Consider the following 19,690-nt stretch of genomic DNA (forward strand, 5'->3'; position numbering starts at 1 on the left):
ATGGCCGCCGATGACCGCTGCCCTTGCGGCAAGAACTCGAACTATCAAGACTGCTGCGGCCGCTGGCACGCCGCTTTTGCCGCCGGCCAGGGCCTGCAGGCACCCGATGCCGAGGCCTTGATGCGCTCGCGCTACAGCGCCTATGTGCGCGGCCTGAGCGCCTATGTGCTGGCCAGCTGGCATGCCGACAGCCGGCCGGCGGCGCTGGCGCCCGATGAGCCAGGGCTCAAATGGCTGGGCCTGGAAGTGAAAAAGCATCTGCGGCAGGACGCCGACCATGCGACAGTGGAATTCGTCGCCCGCAGCAAGCTGGGCGGCCGCGCCCATCGCCTGCATGAAACCAGCCGCTTCGTGCGCGAGCACGGCGCCTGGTACTACCTGGACGGTGAGCTCAGCTGAGCAGGGAGCGGGTCACGCGCTGCCGCGGCGGCCAGGCCTCGGGCTCGCGACCCAGTTTTTGCAGCAGCCAGGCCCGGGCCGAGGCAAGCAGCGAGCGGTGTCCGACGGGCAGGATTTGCGGCATGGTGAACTCCAGGAGGCTGGCGGTAGATCAATGATGAACACAAGCAATGACAGAATTCTTTCGAGGACCCTCCTCGCTGTCATTCCCCCCTTTTGGGGTTAATCCTAGTAAGCGACCGTTTCTCGCCCGAATCAATGCCTTGTGCCCCGCAAGCCGGGGACAAGCGCGAACTCCATCACGCCGCTTGATGTTGCAGATCCTCCACATCGACGAGCACCTCGTCGCCATCGACAAACCGGCCGGCCTGCTGGTGCACCGCACCGCGCTCGATGCGCAGGAGCAGCGCTTTGCGCTGCAGATGCTGCGCGACCAGCTGGGCCGGCCCGTCTGGCCGGCGCACCGGCTGGACAAGGGCACCTCGGGCCTGCTGCTGTTCGCGCTCTCCGGCGAGATGGCCTCGCTGCTGGGCCAGGCCTTCGAGAGCGGGGCGATGAAGAAGCGCTATCTGGCCCTGGTGCGGGGCTGGCCGGCCGAGCAAGGGCTGATCGACCACGCGCTGGCGCGCGACCCCGAGCGCGCCTCGGCCGGCCAGGAGCTGCTGGCGGCGCGCACCGGCTGGCAGCGGCTGGCCCGGGTGGAATGGCCGCTGGCCGTCGATGACCGCTTCCCGAGCAGCCGCTATGCACTGGTCGAGGCCCATCCCGAGAGCGGCCGGCGCCACCAGATCCGCCGCCACCTGAAGCACATCGCCCACCCCATCATCGGCGACGCCACCCATGGCAAGGGCCCGTTGAACCGCGCGGTGGCCGGCTTCCTCGGTCTGCAGCGGCTCTGGCTGCACGGGCTGGAGCTGCGCCTGACCCACCCCATCAGCGGCGAGGCGCTGTGCCTGCAGGCGCCGCCGGGGCCGGAGTGGCAGGCGCTGCGCGAGCGCGGCGACTGGCTCGAGGATCAGCCGATGCGCAGCGCGTAGATAGGCGGCAACCCGCGCGAGACCTCGGTCCAGCTGTCGCCCGCGTCATCGCTGGACCACAGGCCGCCGGTGGTGCTGCCCATCAGCAGGCGGCTGCCACTGTCATCGACCGCCAGCCCGTGGCGGTAGATCAGCTCGTAGCAGTGGGTCTGCGGCAGGCCCTCGCGCAAGACCTCGAAGCTCTGGCCGCCGTCGCGGGTGCGGGTCACGCACAGCGCGGCATCGACCGGCACGCGCTGCTCGTCCTTGACGGCCGGCACGAACCAGGCCGTGCCCGGATCCTGCGGATGGGCCGCGACCGCGAAGCCGAAGCTGGAGGGCCTGGCCTTGAACTCCTGCCAGGAGGCGCCGTTGTCGGCCGAGCGCCAGATGCCGCAGTGATGCTGGCACCACAGCACCTCGGGCGCGCCGGCGCAGCGCTGGATGCGGTGCGGGTCCTGGATGTTCTGCTCGTCCAGGCGCTCGGGCGGCATGAAGTCGGCCCGCATGCCGGCGGCGCGCAGATCCCAGTTCGCGGCGCCGTCCGTCGTACGCCAGGCGCCGCCACAGGAGATGCCCAGCAGCAGTTCCTCGGGCCGGCCGGGATAGGGGCAGATCGAGTGGATGCCCGGCGAGTCGTAACCGCCGCCGAACCATTCCAGGCGCTCGGGCCGGTTCCACAGCGACTCGACCAGCTGCCAGCTCGCCCCCTCGTCATCGCTGCGGAACAGACCGCCGGGATTGGTGCCGGCCCACAGGGTGCCGCCGACCCGCTCCAGCGACCAGATCTGCTGCAGCTTCCAGGCCGGACCCTCGGCGCCCTCGGGCTGGGGCGGATAGGCCGGCACGGCCAGCTCGGTCCAGGTCTTGCCGCCATCGTCCGAGCCCTGCAGCTTGGTGCCGAAATGGCCCAGATTCAGCGCCGCGAACATGCGCCCGCCGCCCTTGGGCGCGGGCAGCACCATGCTGACCGGCTCGGCCAGGAAGCTGATGTTGCCAATCTCCCAGCTGCCGCCGGCGCGGGGCTTCAACTCGAACAGGCCCTTGCGGGTGGCGACCCAGGCGTATTCATCAAAGCTCATGACATCAACCTCCAGACAGGGCTTGCAGGACATGGACGGCGCTGTCTGCCGCCAGCGCGTCGCTCAGGTCGCGCCCATCGCGCAGGCGGCGACCGTCGATGAAGACCGCCACATTGGCGCGCAGATGACCCTGCTCATCCAGCACATAGCCGCGCAGCCGCGGATTGACGGCGAAGGCGGCCTCCAGCCCGTCGCGCAGGCTTGCGGCCGAGGTCTGGACCTCGGGAGTCTCGACGAAGCGACGCAACTGCGGCGTGAAAACGATGCGGGCCATGGTCTGCATGGTGCCGCCGTGCAGCAGGTCGCGACAGAGGGAAGATCAGGAGGAAAAAGCCGTCGGTCCCTGTCGAAAAACGCCCCTCAGAAACGTGCGGCCTCGCGAGTCGGCAGAATCGCGCACCAGGCCGGGCTCTGCGCCCGGCCATCCAGGGAGTTTCCAGACAATGAACCCGGGCGTTGCCTATGCCGCCCTCGCCTACCTGTGCTGGGGCCTGTTTCCCTTGTATTTCAAGCAACTGAGCGAGGTGCCAGCGCTGGAGGTGGTGGCGCATCGCACGCTGTGGTCGCTGTGCTTCGTGGCCCTGCTGCTGACCTTGCTGCGGCGCTGGGCCTGGGCCCCGGCCGTGCTGCGCCAGCCGCGCGTGCTGGGCCTGTTCCTGCTGTCGGCCTGCCTGCTGGTGATCAACTCGCTGGCCTATGTCTGGGCGGTCCAGCATGGCCATGTGCTGGAAGGCAGCCTGGGTTACTTCATCAACCCGCTGATCAATGTGGCGCTGGGCTTTGCATTTCTGCGCGAGCGGCCGCGACCGCTGCAATGGCTGGCCGTGGGGTTGGCGGCGTTTGGCGTGCTGTGGGTGACCACGCAGACCGGGCGGGCCCCATGGATCGCGCTGATCATTGCCTTCAGCTTCGGCTTCTACGGCCTGGTGCGCAAGACCGCGCCTCTGGGAGCCCTGGAGGGCTTGACCTTGGAGACCCTGCTGATCGCGCCGGTGGCCGCCGGCGCGCTGGCCGTGTGGACCGTGCAGGGCCACAGCGCCTTTGCGCTGGGCGAGCCGCTGCGCATCACCTGGCTGCTGCTGGCGGGACCGCTGACCGCCGTGCCCCTGCTGCTGTTCGCCGCCGGTGCCCGGCGCCTGCCGCTGACCACCCTGGGCCTGATCCAGTACATCTCGCCGACGATGCAGTTCCTGCTGGGCGTCTGGCTGTTCCGCGAGCCGCTGGAGCCGGCCCGTCTGGTGGCCTTTGCCTGCATCTGGGCGGCGCTGGCGCTCTACAGCCTGGAGGGGCTGTGGACGAGCCGGCGCGCTGCGCCGACCACGCTAGGCGCCCTTCAGCGGAGCAGCGAGTGAGGAGCCTGCCGAGCGGCACGCCCAGCGCTGCCGCTGTGCAGCGATCCGGTCAGCGATGGCGCGCGGCGGCACGACGCGCGGCCAGGGCCGCCAGACCTGCACCCATCAGTAACAGCGTGCCCGGTTCAGGGACTGGTGATTGCGTGAAGCTGACATTGTCCAGCCCGGTGGATCCCAAGTTGCTCAGGTACAGACGCACGGTGCCGGTGCCCGTCACCGGTGCTGACAGTGGCTGGTACAGGGTCTGCGGGCTGAGCGTGCCCGCAAACGACAGCAGGTTGGGCTGCGCAAAGCTGCCGTTGTCATCCCAGACGCGGATGTCGGTAGCGTAAGAGCCGGAGGACCAGGTGGCGATATCGAAACCGCGCAAGGTCACGGCCACGCCGGCGTCGGGCACAAAATCAATTTGGTACGGGACATCAAAGGAACCATGTCCCAATGCCCAAGTCAGCGAGGCATAGCCGGACGACCACAAGGTCGCGGGACCACCTCCACCGAGCGTAGCGAACACCAGTTCCACATCGGGCGTCCATCCCGCGCCTTCGGAATAACTGGCGCCGTCCTGGGATGAGCCGGTGATCCGATCTCCGTAGGAAGCCAGGCCACCGGAGCCGAAGGTCGATGTGAAGGGCAGGACCGTGGCCTGGGCCAGCAATGGCAGCCCCATCAGGGCGGACATCGATAGAAGCGTTCGGGCATAGGACATGGGCGACTCCTGTGGCGGGGACGGCATGAAACTCCGGTATCGAGAGATACCGGCGAAACATTAGCGTTGCCGCGCCAGGCGGTACATCCCCAACACCGACACCCTTGTGAACACTGCGACCGGCGCCGTCTCAGGCCCAAACGCAAATCGCCGGCATCCATCGGTCGGCCTATGTCGCCGCAAGCCTGAGGGCTGCGATGGGTAGACCGCTCGGGACAGCCCCATCGATCAGTGGCGGATCAGGTGATCGAACGCCGCCAGCGCGGCCTTCGCGCCATCGCCAGCGGCGATGATGATCTGCTTGAAGGGCACGGTGGTCGCATCGCCGGCGGCGAACACACCCGGCACCGAGGTCTGACCCTTGGCGTCGACGATGATCTCGCCGTGCTTGCTGAGCTCGATCACGCCCTTGAGCCACTCGGTATTGGGCACCAGGCCGATCTGCACGAACACGCCTTCGAGCTCGATGCGCTTGGCCTCGCCGCTGACGCGATCGATGTAGTTCAGGCCGTTGAGCTTGCCGGCCGCGCCGGTGAACTCGCTGGTCTGGGCCTGCTTGATGATGGTGACATTGGCCAGGCTCTCCAGCTTCCTGACCAGCACCGCATCGGCACGCAGCTGATCGCCGAACTCCAGCAGCGTGACATGGGCGACGATGCCGGCCAGGTCGATCGCGGCCTCGACACCCGAGTTGCCGCCGCCGATCACCGCGACGCGCTTGCCCTTGAACAGCGGGCCGTCGCAATGGGGGCAGTAGGCCACGCCCTTGTTCTTGTATTCCTGCTCGCCGGGCACATTGACGTTTCTCCAGCGCGCGCCGGTCGACAAGATCACTGTCTTGCTTTTCAGCGAGCCGCCATTGGCCAGTTGCACTTCGATGAGACCGCCGGGCACGCTGGCCGGTATCAGCTTGTCGCCGCGCTGCAGATTCATCACGTCGACGCCATAGGCCTTCACATGGGCCTCCAGGCTCATCGCGAACTTCGGGCCATCGGTCTCCAGCACCGAGATGTAATTCTCGATCGCCAGCGTGTCATTGACCTGGCCGCCGAAACGCTCGGCCGCGATGCCGGTGCGTATGCCCTTGCGCGCCGCATAGACGGCCGCTGCCGCGCCGGCCGGGCCGCCACCGACCACCAGCACATCGAAAGCCTCCTTGGCCGACAGCTTGGCGGCATCCTTGTCCGCCGCGCCGGTGTCGAGCTTGGCGACGATCTCCTCGACCGTCATGCGGCCCGAGCCGAAGGGCGCACCGTTGAGCCAGACGCTGGGCACGGCCATGATCTCGCGGCCATTGACCTCGTCCTGGAACAGGCCGCCGTCGATGACCACCGTCTTGACCCGTGGGTTCAGCACCGACATCAGCGACAGCGCCTGCACCACGTCCGGGCAGTTATGGCAGGTCAGCGACATATAGACCTCGAAGGCGTAGTCGCCGTCCAGGGCCTTGATCTGGGCTATCACCTCGGGCTCGACCTTGGGCGGATGGCCGCCGGTCCACAGCAGGGCCAGCACCAGCGAGGTGAACTCGTGGCCCAGCGGGATGGCGGCAAAGCGAAGGCTTTGCTCCGTACCTGCGCTTTGATTCAGGCGCTTGAGGCTGAAGGACGGCTTGCGGGCATCCTGGCCATCGGTCTTCAGCGTGATCTTGTCGGACATCGCGTCGATGTCCCGCAGCAGGGCCAGCAACTCCTGCGCGCTGGCGGAATCGTCCAGCGAGGCTTCAATCTCGAAGGGCTGGGTGACGCGCTCCAGATAGCTCTTGAGCTGGGTCTTCAGGCTGTCGTCCAACATGATGGTCATCCTTTGCTGTTTTCAGGCGTGGCGATACATGCCACTCTGAAAACGCCCGAGGAGACCGGGGACGTTTTCAGCGGGGCTGTCTAAGCCTTGGGGGGACCGCAAGCCCGTTCGGGCCTGCGGTTTTCTTGCCGATCAAATCAGCGCAAGCGCTTTAGATCTTGCCGACCAGATCCAGCGACGGAGCGATGGTCTTGGCGCCTTCGTTCCACTTGGCCGGGCAGACCTGGCCGGGGTTCTTGGCGGTGTACTGGGCAGCCTTGAGCTTGCGCAGGGTTTCCTTGACGTCGCGGGCGATCTCGTTGGAGTGGATCTCGGCGGTCTTGATCACGCCATCCGGGTTGATCACGAAGGTGCCGCGCAGGGCCAGGCCTTCTTCGGGGATGTGCACGCCGAAGGCATTGGTCAGCGCGTGGGTCGGGTCACCAACCAGCGGGAACTTGGCCTTGCCGACGGCCGGCGAGGTCTCGTGCCAGACCTTGTGCGAGAAGTGCGTGTCGGTCGTGACGATGTAGACCTCGGTCTCGGCCTTCTGGAACTCGGCGTAGTGCTCGGCCGCGTCTTCCACTTCGGTCGGGCAGTTGAAGGTGAAGGCAGCCGGCATGAAGATCAGGACCGACCACTTGCCCTTCAGCGACGCTTCGGTCACTTCAACAAACTTGCCGTTGTGGAAAGCCTGGGCCTTGAACGGTTGAACTTGGGTGTTGATCAAAGACATGGGAAAACTCCGCTAAGGGTGGATGGGAATGGACTGAATCATATCGGCCCCTATCGGCCCTTAGTTTTGATTAATCAAATCGGAGTCATTGCCTGAGCCTATTGATAAAGGCTATTGCACTGAAAATGTGCGATAGCAACATCAATCTTCGAGCAGCAACAGCTCCTCGACCGTCTGCCGACGCCGGATCAGGCGGGCCGAGGCCGGGTCGTCGCCATCCACCATCACCTCGGCGATCAGCGGCCGGCTGTTGTAGTTGCTGGACATCGAGGCGCCATAGGCGCCGGTGTCATGGATCACCAGCAAGTCGCCGACCTGGGCCTGCGGCAGCTCGCGCGGCACCACCACGCCGCCATCCTCCTGGGTGAAGACATCGCCCGACTCGCACAGCGGGCCGGCCACCACGCTGGGCCGGCTGGGGCGCGGCTGCCCGTCCTTGGCCAGCAGGCTCATCGCGTGATAGCTGCCATACATGGCCGGGCGCATCAGCTCGTTGAAGCCGGCATCGACCAGCACGAAGTGATTGCGGCCGGCATTCTTGGCGGCGCGCACCTCAGTGAGCAGCAGGCCGGATTCCGCCACCAGGAAGCGGCCCGGCTCGATCTCCAGCCCCAATACATGGCCGACTATGCCCTCAGCCTGCTTGCGCGCGGCATCCCAGAGGCCGAAGTAGTGGGCGGTGTCGATCACCGCCTCGCCGTCCCGGTAGGGAATGGACAGACCGCCGCCGGCCGAGATCGCCTGCAGATCATGGCCGGCCGCACGGGCCTGGCGCACCAGCTCGACCATCGCGCCGCAGACCTGACTCAGATGGCTGTAGTCGACGCCCGAGCCGATATGCATATGCAAGCCCACCAGCCTCAGGCCATGGGTCTTGATGGCCGCCAGTGCCGCGCCCAGCTCGGTATGCCAGATGCCATGCTTGCTGTGCTCGCCGCCGGTATTGGTCTTGTTGCTGTGGCCGTGGCCGAAACCGGGGTTGATGCGCAGCCAGACCGGATGGCCGGGCGATGCGGCGCCCAGCTGGCCCAGCATATCGATCGAGCCGGCATTGACCGGCACGCGGTGCTCGACCACGGTGGCCAGCGTCTCGCGGTCCAAGAGGTCGGCGGTGAAGACGATCTCGTCGCCGCCCGCCTCGAAACCGGCCTTCAGCGCCCGCAGGATCTCGCCGCGTGACACCGCATCGACCTTGACGCCCTGCTCCCGCATCAGGCGCAGCACATGGGTGTTGGAGCAGGCCTTCTGGGCGAAACGCACGGTGTCGAAGGCCTTCAGCGCGGCGATGCGCTGGCGGATCACGGCCGCGTCATACACCCACAAAGGCGTGCCGAAGCGCTCGGCCAGCGACCAGAGCAAGGGGGCGGAATGGGGACGGGGCATGGCGTGCTCGCAGGCAGTCGGGAGATGGCGGCCAGCATGCCTGCATCTACCCATTCATTCAAATGCTTTCATTTCCAATACCCATTCAATCCTGATATGGTTTGCTGATGTTGACCCATCGCCATATCGAGGTGTTCCGTGCCGTGATGACGTCCGGCAGCGTCACCGGCGCGGCCGGCCTGCTGCACAGCTCCCAGCCCACCGTCAGCCGCGAGCTGGCCCGGATAGAGCAGTTGCTGGGCTATGCGCTGTTCGAACGCCAGCAAGGCCGGCTGCGCGCCACCGCCCGGGCGCTGGCTCTGTTCGACGAGGTCGAACGCAGCTATCAGGGCCTGCAACGGGTCACCGAGCGCGCGGCTCAGTTGGGCCGGGCCGAGCAGACCCGGCTCGCGGTGCTGTGCCTGCCGGCCTTGAGCCATGCGCTGCTGCCCGGCGCCTGCGCCGCCTTTGTGCAGCGTCACCCGGCGGCCGAGCTGTCGATCACGCCGCAGGAGTCGCCGCTGCTGGAGGAATGGATGACGGCCCAGCGCTTCGATCTGGGCCTCAGCGAGCAGGCCCAGGCGGCGGCGGGCACGCGGCTGGAGCCGCTGTGGCAGGGTGACGAGGTCTGCGTGCTGCCGGCCGGTCATGCGCTGTTGGCCAAGACCGTGCTCGAGCCGGCCGATTTCGAGGGCCAGGGCTTCGTCAGCCTCTCGACCGAGGATCCGTACCGGCTTCAGTTCGATGCGATTTTTGCGGCCGCCGGCGTGCGGCGCCGGCTGGCCATCGAGACCCACAGCGCGGCCGCCGTCTGCGCGATGGTGCAGGCCGGTCTGGGCCTGGCCATCGTCAATCCGCTGACGGCCCTGGCCTGCGCCGGGCCGGGTCTGCAGCTGCGGCGGTTTGCGGTGTCGGTGCCGTTCCGGGTCAGCGCGCTGCTGCCCCAGTACCGCCCAGCCCAGCCGCTAGTGCAAGACCTGCTGGACTGCCTGCGCAGCCATGCGGCCGCGCTGCAAGACCGCTTGCCCGTTTAGCTGTTGGCGGCCCGGGCCAGCGTGGGCCGGGCACCGAAGCGCTTCAGGATGCTTTGCTCGATGCCGGCGGCATCCAGCCCGCACAAGGCCATCAGCTTGGCCGGGTCGCCATGTTCGACAAACTCGTCGGGCAGACCCAGCTGCAGCACCGGCACCGCCAGCCCTGCGGCTTGCAGCGACTCCAGCACGGCCGAGCCGGCACCGCCCATCAGGCAGCCATCCTCCACCGTCACCAGCGCGTCGTGCGTGCGCGCCAGCTCGGCCACCAACTCATGGTCCAGCGGCTTGACGAAGCGCATATTGGCCACGGTCGCGTCCAGCGACTCGGCCGCCTTCAGCGCCGGGTACAGCAAGGTGCCGAAGCTCAGGATGGCGATGCGCGAGCCGCGCCGGCGCAGCTCGCCTTTGCCCCAAGGCAGGGCCTGCATGGCCTTTTGCACTTCGACGCCGGCACCCGAGCCACGCGGGTAACGCACCGTGACTGGCCCCGCATGCTGGAAGCCGGTGAACAAGGCCTGACGGCACTCGTTCTCGTCGGCCGGAGTCAGAATGGCCATATTCGGGATGCAGCGGGTGTAGGCGATGTCGTAGTTGCCGGCATGAGTCGCACCATCACCGCCGACCAGGCCGGCACGGTCCAGCGCGAACAGCACTGGCAGATTCTGGATCGCCACATCGTGCACCATCTGGTCATAGGCACGCTGCAAGAAGGTCGAGTAGATCGCCACCACCGGCTTCAGGCCCTCGCAGGCCAGGCCGGCCGCAAAGGTGACCGAATGCTGCTCGGCAATGCCGACATCGTAGTAGCGGGTCGGGAAGCGCTTGTGGAAGTCCACCATGCCCGAGCCTTCGCGCATCGCCGGCGTGATGCCGACCAGGCGCTGGTCCAACTCGGCCATATCGCACAGCCAGTCACCAAATATATGCATGAAAGCCGGCTTGGGCGGCGACGCGGGCTTGACGAAGCCCACCGCCGGATCGAACTTCGCCGAAGCCGCGTGGTACTTGACCGGATCCGCCTCAGCCAGCTTGTAGCCCTGGCCCTTCTTGGTCACCACGTGCAGGAATTGCGGGCCTTTCTTGCCGCGCAGATTCTCCAGCGTGGGAATCAGCGAATCGAGGTCATGGCCGTCGATGGGCCCGACATAGTTGAAGCCGAACTCCTCGAAGATCGTGCCGGGCACGACCATGCCCTTGGTGTGCTCCTCGAAGCGGCGCGCAAACTCGTACAGCGGCGTGTTCTTCAGCACCGACTTGGCGCCCTCGCGCGCGGTGGCGTAGAACTTGCCGCTCATCAGCCGCGCCAGATACTTGTTCAGCGCACCGACCGGCGGGCTGATCGACATATCGTTGTCGTTCAGTATCACCAGCACATCGCCCAGCAGGCCGCCGTGGGCGACGCCGGCATTGTTCAGCGCCTCGAAGGCCATGCCGGCCGTCATCGAGCCATCGCCGATGATGGCGACGACCTTGCGGTCCTCACCCTTGAGCTTGGCGGCCATAGCCATGCCGTGCGCCGCCGAGATCGAGGTGCTGGAGTGGCCGGTGCCGAAGGTGTCGTACTCGCTCTCGTCGCGGCGCGGAAAGCCGCTGATGCCGTCCAGCTGGCGCAGCGTGCCCATGCGGTCGCGCCGGCCAGTCAGGATCTTGTGCGGATAGGTCTGGTGGCCCACATCCCAGACCAGGCGGTCCTGCGGGGTGTTGAAGACATAGTGCAGGGCCACGGTCAGCTCGACCGTGCCCAGATTCGAGCCCAGATGGCCACCGGTCTTGGACACCGAATCCAGCACAAAGGCGCGCAACTCATCGGCCAGGCGCGCCAGATCGGTGCGCGGCAGGCGGCGCAGATCGGCGGGGCTGTTGATTTGGTTCAGCAGGGTCTTGTTCATGATGTTCCCCAGCTCTCAGTGGTAGCGCAACTGGCTCTCAAGTCAGTTATCCCGCTCGACGACCTTGTCGGCCAGCAGGCTCAACCAGGCCGTGTTGGGCAAGCCGCTGGCGATCAGCGCCTGATGCGCCTCGTCGCGCAACTTGTCCGCATAGCGGCGTGCCGCGTCCAGGCCCAGCACCGACACATAGGTCGGCTTGTTGGCATCCTGGTCCTTGCCAGCCGTCTTGCCCAGCACCTCGGAATCTTGCGTCACATCCAGGATATCGTCCACCACCTGGAAAGCCAGGCCGATGGCGGCGCCATACTTGGACAGTCCGTCCCAGGCCGCCGGCGTGGTCGCGCCGCAGGCCGCGCCCATCAGCACGCTGGCCTGCAGCAGCACGCCGGTCTTGCGGCGGTGCATATCGCGCAACTCGGCCTCGTCCAGCGCCTTGCCAATACTGGCCAGATCGATGGCCTGACCGCCGGCCATGCCGGCATGGCCCGACGCACGGGCCAGCAGCGCACACAGCCGCGCCTGCAGCGCCGGTGCCACACCGCTGTCGGGCGTCAGCACCTCGAAGGCCAGGGCCTGCATCGCATCGCCGGCCAGCATGGCCTGGGCCTCGCCGAAAGCCACATGGACGGTCGGCTTGCCGCGGCGCAGCACGTCGTTGTCCATGCAGGGCATATCGTCATGCACCAGCGAATAGGCATGGATCAACTCGACCGCACAGGCCGCGCGCATCGCCGCCTCGGACTCGCCCTGCACCGCATCGCAGGCGGCCAGCACCAGCAGCGGGCGCAGGCGCTTGCCGCCTTCCAGCACCGCATAGCGCATGGCCACACCAAGGCCGGCCGGGGCCGATTCCGGCACCCAGGCGTCCAACGATTCTTCATAAGAGCACAGCGAACGCTGCACCCATTGTTCAAAAACTCCGGCATCCACGCTTAAGAGTCCTCCCATGGCTTCAATTCCCCACCCTCCAGAACCTTGACTTGTTGTTCTACGGCCTGCAGTCGAGTGCGGCAGAAACCAAGCAACTCCGCGCCGCGCCGGTAGCTGTCCAGCAACTGATCGAGCGGCAACTGACCCGCTTCCATCGTCGCCACCAAACGCTCCAGTTCGCCGAGCGCCTGCTCGTAACTGGCTGAAACCGCGTCCGTGGTGGACGCTTTCTTGGCGGCGGCAGAGGTCTTGGTCATTGCAAAACGCGAAACCGCCATTGTATCGGGTCAACCCTCGGTGCCCATTCACCCCCAAGAGGGCTGTCAGCTACCCGCCACAACAGGCCTCTCTGAGCTTGCCTTTACCCGCTCTTTACCTTCATTGCGCCCGCTCAAGGCGGGTACGCACCGAGCTGGGTACAATGCGCCCCTCGCTCCCGGCCATCATGGCGTGGCAGCGTGCCCCTCCCGAGCCCGGCACCACCGGGCTTTTTTGACACAAACCCGGTCTCACGCGCGCAGCCCTGTGCTGCGCACGGCAACGAGCCGGGGGGTTGACATTGGTTTCTTGGAGACCCTCTTGGATCATGTCCGACCTGAGCCTCACTCTCTCGGTTCTTGAACGCAGCGCCACAACTCAGCTGCCTGTTACGTCCTACTTCGATGAGGGCCTGTTCCGCAGGGAGCAGGAACTTATCTTCCAGCACGGCCCGCGCTATCTGGGACACGCGCTGGCCGTGCCCGAGATCGGCGACCACTACGCCCTGCCTCAGGAGGGCGAGGGCCGCGCGCTGGTGCGCACGCCGCAAGGCATCGAGCTGCTGTCCAATGTCTGCCGGCATCGCCAGGCGGTGATGCTGCGCGGGCGTGGCAACACCCGCAGCAATATCGTCTGCCCGCTGCACCGCTGGACCTATGACCTGAAGGGCGAGCTGATCGGCGCACCGCATTTCGAGCAGGACCCCTGCCTGAACCTGAACCGCTACAAGATCCGCGAGTGGAATGGCCTGCTGTTCGAGGACAACGGCCATGATGTGGCCGCCTCGCTGGCCAAGCTGGGCACGGCCGGCCAGCTGGATTTCAGCGGCTATGTGCTGGACAAGGTGCATGTCCATGAGTGCGACTACAACTGGAAGACCTTTATCGAGGTCTATCTGGAGGACTATCACGTCGGCCCCTTCCACCCGGGCCTGGGTCAGTTCGTCAGCTGCGAGGACCTAGCCTGGGAGTTCGGCCGCCACCATTCGGTGCAGACCGTGGGCATCAAGCAGGCTCTCGGCAAGCCCGGCTCCAGCACCTATGCCAAATGGCATGAGCAGGTGCTGCAGTTCGGCAATGGCGCGCCGCCCGAGCAGGGCGCGATCTGGCTGACCTACTACCCGCACATCATGGTGGAGTGGTATCCGCATGTGCTGGTGGTCTCGACCCTGCACCCCAAGGGCCCGCAGAAGACCACCAATATCGTCGAGTTCTACTACCCCGAGGAGATCGCCGCCTTCGAGCGCGACTTCGTCGAGGCCCAGCAGGCCGCCTATATGGAAACCTGTGTCGAGGACGACGAGATCGCGCTGCGCATGGACCAGGGCCGGCGCGCGCTGATGGAGCGCGGCGACAATGAGGTCGGCCCCTACCAGAGCCCGATGGAAGACGGCATGAAGCATTTCCACGAGTGGTACCGCCGCGAAATGAAGTTCGCCGGCTGAGGGAGTTTTCTCCTGCATGCGCCAAACGCCCCGTACAGCTCGCTGCCGGGGCGTTTTTGCATCTGCTGACGCGACAATATGTCGATGTCTGCCCCCTTGCTGATGATTTGCGCCACCTTTCTGTTCGCCACGATGGGGGTCTGCGTCAAGCTCGCTTCCGCGCACTATGACGCCAGCGAGATCGTCATGTACCGCGGCCTGATCGGCGTGCTGATGATGGCCGCGTTGTGCCGCTGGCAGGGTCAGACCTTGCGCACCCGGGTGCCGGCCATGCATTTCTGGCGCAGCCTGTCGGGCGTGCTGGCCTTGTCGCTGTGGTTCTACTCGATCGGCAAGCTGCCGCTGGCCACCGCGATGACGCTGAACTACATGTCCTCGGTCTGGATGGCGCTGTTCCTGATCGGCGGTGCGGTGATGCTGGGCAGCGCCCGGGTCGACGGCCGCCTGGTCGGCGCGGTGCTCCTGGGCTTTGTCGGCGTGGCCCTGGTGCTGCGACCGACGCTGGACCAGCAACAGCTCTGGCACGGTCTGGCCGGCCTGCTCTCGGGCATGTTGTCGGCGCTGGCCTATCTGCAGGTCACCTCGCTGGGCCGGGCCGGCGAGCCGGAAGACCGCATCGTGTTCTATTTCTCGCTGGGCGGCGTGCTGGCCGGCGCGCTGGGCACCCTGGGTTTCGGCGAGCTGCATGCCCACAGCCTCGAAGGCGCGGCCCTGCTGCTGGCGGTGGGCCTGCTGGCCACCGCCGCCCAGCTGATGATGACGCGCGCCTACGGCCGCGGCAGCACCCTGGTCAATGCCAGCCTGCAGTACCTGGGCATCGTGTTCTCCTTCATCTACGGCGCGCTGCTGTTCCGCGACGCGATCACCTGGACGGCCCTGGCCGGCATGACGCTGATCATCGCGGCCGGCCTGGCCGCCACCCTGCTGCGGGCCCGCAGCACCCCCAAGGACAGTCAACACTCGGTCACAGAATCATGAGCCATCACACCCTGGTTTCCGCGCTGCAACTGCAAGCCCTGCTAGCCCAGGCCGAGCGCCCCGTGCTGCTGCTGGATCTGAGCTTCGATCTGGCCGACACCGGTGCCGGCGAGCGCGCCTACGCGCAAGGCCATCTGCCCGGCGCCCACTATCTGCATCTGGACCGCGATCTCAGCGCCCCCAAGACAGGAAGCAATGGCCGCCACCCGCTGCCCGAGCGCCAGGCCTTCGCCGAGCGGCTGGCGGCACTGGGCCTGAGGCACGACAGCCAGGTGGTCTGCTACGACGCCCAGGGCGGCATGTATGCGGCGCGCGCCTGGTGGATGCTGCAGTGGCTGGGCCATGCCGATGTGGCCGTGCTGGACGGCGGCCTGCAGGCCTGGCTGGCCTCGGCCGGTGTGCTGAGCACCGATCTGCCGCCACAGCAGGCCGGCGATTTCAGACCCGGCCCGCCGCTGGTGCAGGCGCTGGATGCCGATCGCCTGCAGGCTAGCCTGGGCCGGGTGCGCCTGATCGATGCCCGCGCCGGCGAGCGCTTTCGTGGCGAGGTCGAGCCGCTGGACGCCAAGGCCGGTCACATCCCCGGCGCCAGCAACCGCCTGTTCAAGAGCAATCTGGGGCCTGATGGCCGGTTCCTGCCGGCCGAGCAGCTCAGGCAGGAATTCAGCGCCCTGCTGGCGCCCTATGCGCCAGCCCAGACGGTGCACCAGTGCGGCTCAGGCGTCACCGCCTGCCACAACCTGCTGGCGATGGCGCATGCGGGCCTGGTCGGGTCCGCGCTCTACCCCGGTTCGTGGAGCGAATGGTCGTCCGACCCGCGGCGCCCGGTGGCCCTGGGATGAGACGCGCTTGAGATAGCGCAAGACAAGCCGGGCGCGGCAAGGCAAGATCAGCCCAACCCCGAACCCCGGGGTGCCAGGCACAAGGAGGATCGCCATGTTCAAGCGCATCATTGTCCCGACCGACGGCTCCGAGATCACGGCCAAGGCCGTCGGCACCGCCGTCCAGCTGGCCAAGATCCACGGCGCCCGCCTCTATGCGGTCAGCGTCAAGGAGCCTTTCCCCTACAGCGCCGTCTCCGAGATGCAGCCGACCCCGCCGCAGGAGTTCTTCGATGCCCAGGAGCGCATCGCCAGCGCCCGGGTCAAGGAGGTCGTGGCCGCGGCCGAAGCCGCCGGCGTGCCCTGCGAGGGCCACACGGTCGAAGCCCTGCACGCCTGGGAAGCGGTGATCGAACACGCCAAGACGCATGAGGCCGATCTGGTCGTGATGGCCTCGCACGGCCGGCGCGGCTTTCAGGCCATGCTGCTGGGCAGCGAGACCCAGAAGTTGCTAACCCACTGCACGATCCCGGTGCTGGTGGTGCGCTGATGGCTGGTGCGGCCGCCGCTCAATGCGCGTGGCTGCCGCCCACCAAGACCAGAACCAGCCCCAGACCCGCCGCCAGCCAGGCCAGCTGGGCGGCGGTTTCGCGCCAGGGCAGGCGGCGCTGCAGCTGCGGGATCAGATCGGCCACCGCCACGTAGATGAAGCTGCTGGACGCCGCCACCAGCAGATAGGGAAACAGGTCTTGCCAGGGACCGACCACGAAGTAGCCCAGCACCCCGCCGACCACCGCCGCCAGGCCCGAAATCGCGTTGTAGAGCAGGGCCTTGGCGCGCGAGAAGCCGGCGTTCAGCAGCACGATGTAGTCGCCCACCTCCTGCGGGATTTCGTGGGCGATGATGGCCATCGCGGTGACGAAGCCCAGATGGGTGTCGGCCAGAAAGGCCGCGGCGATGATGATGCCGTCGCAGAAATTGTGGATCGAGTCGCCCACCAGCACGGCCAGCCCGCCGCGCCCCGCCTGCTCCGAATCGAAGTGGTGGTGATGGTGGTGGCCGTCGCCCTCGTGGTGATGGGTATGGCGGTACAGCTCGGCCTTCTCCAGCAAGAAGAAGAACATCAGCCCGCCCAGCAGCACCAGGAACAGCTCATGCGGGCTGGCCTGGCCCTCGAAAGCCTCGGGCAGCACATGCAGCAAGGCCGTGCCCAGCAGCACGCCGGTCGACAGGCTGACCAGGTGCTTGACCACGCGCCCCAGCAACCCGACGGTCAGGCTGGCCGCGATCAGCACCGACAGCAGCCCGCCCACCAGGGTGGCGAGCACGATGTAGAAAAGAGTCATGAAAATCCAGTGAACAAAAACAAACCGCGCCCGATCGAGTCTCGGACGCGGTTCGCCGCCAGGCCGGCGCGGCTCAGCCCGCGCCGTTCGCCTTCAGCCAGCGCAGACAGCGCTTCCAGCCATCCTCGGCCGCTTCCTTGCGGTAGCTGGGGCGGTAGTCGGCATGGAAAGCATGCGGCGCCTCGGCATAGAGATGGAACTCGCTGCGCTTGGCGGCCGCCGAGCCTTGGGCCAGGGCAGACTTCATCTTATCAACCGTGTCAAGAGGGATGCCAGCATCCTGGCCGCCGTACAAGCCCAGCACCGGGGCATGCAACTGGCCGGTGACATCGATAGGAAACCTGGGCTGCAGCGGCACCGACTGCCCCACCAGGCGCCCGTACCAGGCCACGCCGGCCTTCACGCCCGGGTTGTGGGCCGTGTAGAGCCAGGTGATGCGGCCGCCCCAGCAAAAGCCGGTGATGGCCAGCCGCGAGGTATCACCGCCCTGGGCTTTGGCCCAGGCCACGGTGGCATCCAGATCGGCCATCACCTGAGCGTCCGGCACCTGGTTGATCACCTCGGCGATCAGCTTGGCGGTCTCACCGTAGCTGCCGGCATCGCCCTGGCGCACGAACAGCTCGGGCGCGATCGCCAGATAACCCTGCTTCGCGAAACGCCGTGCCACATCGGCAATGTGCTCGTGCACGCCGAAAATCTCGCTGATCACCAGGATCACCGGCGGATTCTTGGCGCCGGCGGGCTGGGCGCGGTAGGCCGGCAGCTTGAAGTCGCCCGCCGTGATCATCACCTCGCCGACCTCCAGGCCCTGGCTGTCGGTCTTGATCACAGTCTGGGCCATCACCGGCAGCACGGCGGCGGCAAAGCCGCTGCCAACCGCGGTGTGGACGAAATCGCGGCGGTTGAAGTCGCGTCCCGGATGCAGGCTCTCCACATCTTCCTTCGGCATTTCAGACTCTCCTGTGACAGGTGTTGCGTTGCAGGGACAGCGGATTCTAGGTGGCTGCCATCGGCGCGCCTTGGTTTGCCGCGACAATCCTCCGCCATGAGTTTGCCCGCCACCCTGAACGCACCGTCCACGCTTGCCGCCATCGACATGGGCTCCAACAGCTTTCGCTTGGAGATCGCCCAGCTGCACCGAGAGCAGTACAAGCGGCTGGAGTATCTGAAGGAGACCGTGCGCCTGGGGGCAGGTCTTGATGCCGAGGGCCGGCTGACCGAGGCCGCCATGCAGCGGGGCCTCGATTGCCTGGCCCGCTTTGCGCAACGGCTGCAGGGATTCGCGCCGCAGCAGGTGCGCGCGGTCGCCACCCAGACCCTGCGCGAGGCGCGCAACCGCGACGAGTTCCTGCGCCGTGCCGAGCAGCTGCTGGGCTTCCCAATCGAGGTGATCTCGGGCCGCGAAGAGGCGCGCCTGATCTATGCCGGCGTGGCGCGGCTGCAGGCCTCGGACAAGCCGCGCCTGGTGATCGACATCGGCGGCCGCTCCACCGAGATGATCCTGGGCCAGGGCCGCACGCCCATCACGGCCGAGAGCTTCCAGGTCGGCAGCGTCAGCCTGTCGATGCGCTTTTTCCCCGAAGGCCTGTTCACGGCCGAGGCCTTCCGCGCCGCCCAGGTGGCGGCCGGCGCCGAGCTGGAGGAGGCGCTGAGCCTTTTCGACCGCGCGCTGTGGCGCGAAGCGTTGGGCTCCTCGGGCACGGTGGGCGCGGTCTCGCAGCTGCTGGCCGGCAGCGGCATCACCGATGGCCGCATCACGCCCGATGCCTTGCGCTGGTGCATCGCCCAATGTCTGGAGATGGGCCATGTCGACAAGCTCAAGCTGCCCGGCCTGAAGGAAGACCGCCGTGCGGTGGTCGGCGGCGGGCTGTGCATTCTCTACACCTTGCTGACTCAGTTCGGCATCGAGGAGCTGCTGCCCACCAAGGGCGCGCTGCGCCAGGGCGTGATCTTCGATCTGGCCGAGCGTCTGGAGGCCGAGCGCCACGCGACGCTGGGCGATATGCGCGACCACTCGGTGACGGCGCTGCAGCAGCGCTTCGGCGTCGACACCGGGCAGGCCCAGCGCGTGCGGCAGCTGGCCCTGGGTCTGTACAAGCAGCTGCAGCCGCAGGCGCCGCGCGAGCTGCAGCGCGAGCTGGGCTGGGCTGCCGCGCTGCACGAGATCGGCATGATGGTGTCGCACCACGACCATCACCGCCACAGCGCCTATCTGCTGTCCCATGTCGATGCAGCCGGCTTCTCGCAAAGCCAGCTGCGCCGCCTGGCCGATCTGGCGCTGGGCCAGCGCGGCGGCCTGCGCAAGCTGGAGGCCAAGCTGCCCGATGCCGACTTTGTCTGGCAGCTGCTGGCCCTGCGCCTGGCCGTGCTGGCCTGCCATGGGCGCAGCGCCGTCAGTCCGCAGGCGCTGAAACTGACGCGCGACAAGCAGGGCGTGCTGCTGAGCCTGACCCAGCGCTGGGCGGCGCAGCAGCCGCGCGCGGTCTACCTGCTGCGCGAGGAGGCCGAGGCCTGGACGCGCAACGGGGCCTTGAGCCTGCGACTGCAGGCGTGAT

21 protein-coding genes are annotated in these 19,690 nt (G+C 67.0%); 9 read left to right on the forward strand and 12 right to left on the reverse strand.

Annotation, left to right across the window (positions count from 1 at the left end):
• A complete protein-coding gene (locus tag O5M90_RS08120; RefSeq protein WP_269840655.1) occupies positions 1-399 on the forward strand; it encodes a YchJ family protein in 399 nt (132 codons plus the stop codon).
• On the opposite strand, the gene O5M90_RS08125 is transcribed toward O5M90_RS08120, so the two are convergent.
• Positions 392-523, reverse strand: coding sequence for a hypothetical protein (locus O5M90_RS08125; protein WP_262969680.1), 132 nt, complete (start codon positions 521-523; stop codon positions 392-394). The genes O5M90_RS08120 and O5M90_RS08125 overlap by 8 nt on opposite strands.
• A gap of 187 nt (positions 524-710) precedes the next feature.
• Between O5M90_RS08125 and O5M90_RS08130 the strand changes: the two genes are divergently transcribed.
• Positions 711-1,436, forward strand: coding sequence for a pseudouridine synthase (locus O5M90_RS08130; RefSeq protein WP_269840608.1), 726 nt, complete (start codon positions 711-713; stop codon positions 1,434-1,436).
• Here O5M90_RS08130 and O5M90_RS08135 read toward each other — a convergent pair.
• Both O5M90_RS08135 and O5M90_RS08140 read right to left on the reverse strand, forming a co-directional pair.
• Positions 1,415-2,497 carry a WD40/YVTN/BNR-like repeat-containing protein gene (locus O5M90_RS08135; RefSeq protein ID WP_440401935.1) on the reverse strand — a complete coding sequence of 361 codons (1,083 nt, stop codon included), beginning with the start codon at positions 2,495-2,497 and terminating at the stop codon, positions 1,415-1,417. The two genes, O5M90_RS08130 and O5M90_RS08135, sit on opposite strands and share 22 nt — an antisense overlap.
• Before the next feature lie 4 nt (positions 2,498-2,501).
• Positions 2,502-2,771 carry a MoaD/ThiS family protein gene (locus tag O5M90_RS08140; RefSeq protein WP_262969683.1) on the reverse strand — a complete coding sequence of 90 codons (270 nt, stop codon included), beginning with the start codon at positions 2,769-2,771 and terminating at the stop codon, positions 2,502-2,504.
• 169 nt (positions 2,772-2,940) lie between these two features.
• Here O5M90_RS08140 and rarD point away from each other — a divergent pair, with 169 nt between their 5' ends.
• On the forward strand, positions 2,941-3,849 hold the full coding sequence (gene rarD / locus O5M90_RS08145) for an EamA family transporter RarD (RefSeq protein WP_269840610.1): 909 nt from the start codon (positions 2,941-2,943) through the stop codon (positions 3,847-3,849).
• A gap of 49 nt (positions 3,850-3,898) precedes the next feature.
• On the opposite strand, the gene O5M90_RS08150 is transcribed toward rarD, so the two are convergent.
• From O5M90_RS08150 to lysA, 4 genes are all read right to left on the reverse strand, one after another.
• Positions 3,899-4,555, reverse strand: coding sequence for a PEP-CTERM sorting domain-containing protein (locus O5M90_RS08150; protein ID WP_269840611.1), 657 nt, complete (start codon positions 4,553-4,555; stop codon positions 3,899-3,901).
• 228 nt (positions 4,556-4,783) lie between these two features.
• Positions 4,784-6,349, reverse strand: coding sequence for an alkyl hydroperoxide reductase subunit F (ahpF, locus tag O5M90_RS08155; protein WP_269840612.1), 1,566 nt, complete (start codon positions 6,347-6,349; stop codon positions 4,784-4,786).
• Positions 6,350-6,509: 160 nt separating this feature from the next.
• Positions 6,510-7,073 (reverse strand): alkyl hydroperoxide reductase subunit C, encoded by a 564-nt coding sequence (gene ahpC, locus O5M90_RS08160; RefSeq protein WP_137941677.1) that lies wholly within the window; start codon positions 7,071-7,073, stop codon positions 6,510-6,512.
• A gap of 141 nt (positions 7,074-7,214) precedes the next feature.
• Entirely contained in the window at positions 7,215-8,456 is a 1,242-nt protein-coding gene (gene lysA / locus O5M90_RS08165; protein ID WP_269840613.1) for a diaminopimelate decarboxylase, read from the reverse strand.
• 107 nt (positions 8,457-8,563) lie between these two features.
• On the opposite strand from lysA, the gene O5M90_RS08170 reads away from it, so the two are divergent.
• Positions 8,564-9,469: a LysR family transcriptional regulator gene (locus tag O5M90_RS08170; RefSeq protein WP_269840614.1), complete on the forward strand. Its 906-nt coding sequence runs from the start codon at positions 8,564-8,566 to the stop codon at positions 9,467-9,469.
• On the opposite strand, the gene dxs is transcribed toward O5M90_RS08170, so the two are convergent.
• Genes dxs through O5M90_RS08185 form a run of 3 tightly spaced genes read right to left on the reverse strand, consistent with a single transcriptional unit; the run spans position 9,466 to position 12,545 of the window.
• A complete protein-coding gene (gene dxs, locus O5M90_RS08175; RefSeq protein ID WP_137941674.1) occupies positions 9,466-11,358 on the reverse strand; it encodes a 1-deoxy-D-xylulose-5-phosphate synthase in 1,893 nt (630 codons plus the stop codon). The two genes, O5M90_RS08170 and dxs, sit on opposite strands and share 4 nt — an antisense overlap.
• A 42-nt stretch (positions 11,359-11,400) precedes the next feature.
• A complete protein-coding gene (locus tag O5M90_RS08180) occupies positions 11,401-12,288 on the reverse strand; it encodes a polyprenyl synthetase family protein (RefSeq protein ID WP_269840615.1) in 888 nt (295 codons plus the stop codon).
• Between the two features lie 2 nt (positions 12,289-12,290).
• Complete coding sequence (locus tag O5M90_RS08185; protein WP_137941672.1) at positions 12,291-12,545, reverse strand: exodeoxyribonuclease VII small subunit; 255 nt, start codon at positions 12,543-12,545, stop codon at positions 12,291-12,293.
• 329 nt (positions 12,546-12,874) lie between these two features.
• Here O5M90_RS08185 and O5M90_RS08190 point away from each other — a divergent pair, with 329 nt between their 5' ends.
• From O5M90_RS08190 to O5M90_RS08205, 4 genes are all read left to right on the forward strand, one after another.
• Positions 12,875-13,990 carry an aromatic ring-hydroxylating oxygenase subunit alpha gene (locus O5M90_RS08190; protein ID WP_262969691.1) on the forward strand — a complete coding sequence of 372 codons (1,116 nt, stop codon included), beginning with the start codon at positions 12,875-12,877 and terminating at the stop codon, positions 13,988-13,990.
• A gap of 84 nt (positions 13,991-14,074) precedes the next feature.
• Positions 14,075-14,968 carry a DMT family transporter gene (locus O5M90_RS08195; protein ID WP_137941670.1) on the forward strand — a complete coding sequence of 298 codons (894 nt, stop codon included), beginning with the start codon at positions 14,075-14,077 and terminating at the stop codon, positions 14,966-14,968.
• Positions 14,965-15,810 carry a sulfurtransferase gene (locus O5M90_RS08200; protein WP_269840616.1) on the forward strand — a complete coding sequence of 282 codons (846 nt, stop codon included), beginning with the start codon at positions 14,965-14,967 and terminating at the stop codon, positions 15,808-15,810. The genes O5M90_RS08195 and O5M90_RS08200 overlap by 4 nt, the downstream gene beginning before the upstream one ends.
• Before the next feature lie 94 nt (positions 15,811-15,904).
• Positions 15,905-16,339: a universal stress protein gene (locus O5M90_RS08205; protein WP_137941668.1), complete on the forward strand. Its 435-nt coding sequence runs from the start codon at positions 15,905-15,907 to the stop codon at positions 16,337-16,339.
• A 19-nt stretch (positions 16,340-16,358) separates the two neighbouring features.
• Here O5M90_RS08205 and O5M90_RS08210 read toward each other — a convergent pair whose 3' ends face one another.
• On the reverse strand, positions 16,359-17,135 hold the full coding sequence (locus O5M90_RS08210; protein ID WP_137941667.1) for a ZIP family metal transporter: 777 nt from the start codon (positions 17,133-17,135) through the stop codon (positions 16,359-16,361).
• 73 nt (positions 17,136-17,208) lie between these two features.
• Positions 17,209-18,084 carry a dienelactone hydrolase family protein gene (locus O5M90_RS08215; protein WP_269840617.1) on the reverse strand — a complete coding sequence of 292 codons (876 nt, stop codon included), beginning with the start codon at positions 18,082-18,084 and terminating at the stop codon, positions 17,209-17,211.
• Between the two features lie 96 nt (positions 18,085-18,180).
• On the opposite strand from O5M90_RS08215, the gene ppx reads away from it, so the two are divergent.
• Positions 18,181-19,689 (forward strand): exopolyphosphatase, encoded by a 1,509-nt coding sequence (ppx, locus tag O5M90_RS08220; RefSeq protein WP_269840618.1) that lies wholly within the window; start codon positions 18,181-18,183, stop codon positions 19,687-19,689.
• Position 19,690 lies beyond the last annotated feature (1 nt).

It is taken from the genome of Paucibacter sp. M5-1 (genome assembly GCF_027498415.2).
GTDB lineage: Bacteria > Pseudomonadota > Gammaproteobacteria > Burkholderiales > Burkholderiaceae_C > Roseateles_E.